This window comes from Mesorhizobium sp. M7A.F.Ca.CA.004.04.2.1, assembly GCF_004022825.1.
Taxonomy (GTDB): Bacteria; Pseudomonadota; Alphaproteobacteria; order Rhizobiales; family Rhizobiaceae; genus Mesorhizobium.
In genome coordinates this window covers 1-1,092 of record NZ_RZPH01001435.1, presented here as the reverse complement: position 1 = coordinate 1,092, position 1,092 = coordinate 1, and the positions used below count along the sequence as shown (strand labels likewise).

Genomic DNA, 1,092 nt, shown 5'->3' with positions numbered 1-1,092 from the left:
CTATCTGCCGGTGACGGCGCAGGTTATGATGACTTTTCTAGGCGCCATCTTTGTCGCCTCAGCCTTCGACCGGCAGGTCGAGTTCGGCAGCCAGCAACTCCAGCGAGTCGCCGATGATGGAAACGATCTCGCCGACCTGTTCGCTGGTGACGATCATCGGCGGCGCGACCATGAAATTGTCGCCGTCGACGCCACCCTTGACCCTGCGGCCATAGATGATCAGCCCGCGCTCATAGGCGAGGTCGAGCAGCCGCTGCGTGGCTTTCTTGGTCTGGTCGATCGGCCTCAGCGTCTCTGGATCGGCAACCATCTGGGCGCCGGTGAGCAGGCCCTTGCCGCGCACGTCGGCGATGAACGGAAACCGCTTCGCCAGCCCCTTCAGCCCGTCCATCAGCACATCACCCATGGCGGCCGCATTGGCGATCAGGTCGAGCCGGTCCATTTCACCGAGCACGGCAAGCCCGGCGGCGCAGGCCAGCGGGTTGCCGGCATAGGTGTGGCCGTGCTGGAAGCCGCCGGAGTCAAGCAGCGGCTGCACCAGCCGCATCGGGGCGGCGAGCGCGCCAAGCGGCGCATAGCCCGAACCCAGCCCCTTCGACAGCGCGACGATGTCGGGCTTGCAGTTCCAATGGTCGCCGCCTAGGAATTTGCCGGTGCGGCCGGCGCCGCTCATCACTTCATCGTGGATGAGCAGGATTCCGTAGCGGTCGCAGATCTCGCGGATGCGCGGATAATAGCTGTCCGGCGCGACCATTGCCGCGGTCGCCGCACCGCCGATCGGCTCCATGATGAAAGCGACCACGCTGTCTGGACCTTCCGCAAGAATCTTCTCCTCCAGCATGTCGGCATAGCGGATGCCGCGCTGTTCCATCGAGAGATTGTCGCGGTCGCGCCAGGCATTCGGCGCCGGCACGGTCGGCATAGCCCGCATCATCGGCTCGAACGTTTCGGCCAGCGCATCGTCGCCGGTGACCGAGAGCGAACCCAGCGTGCCGCCATGATAGGAGGGGAAGCGGGTGATCACCTTCCAGCGGCTGGCCTGGCCGGTGGCGACGGCCCATTGCCGCGCCAGCTTGATGCAGGATTCCGTCG

Annotated in this window: 1 protein-coding gene; it reads right to left on the bottom strand. The window is 65.6% G+C overall.

The genetic code is table 11. The features are described from left to right. Nucleotides 1-58: 58 nt before the first annotated feature. Nucleotides 59-1,092 (bottom strand): aminotransferase class III-fold pyridoxal phosphate-dependent enzyme (locus EN893_RS35190; RefSeq protein ID WP_164901443.1); only part of this gene is annotated, 1,034 nt, incomplete at its 5' end.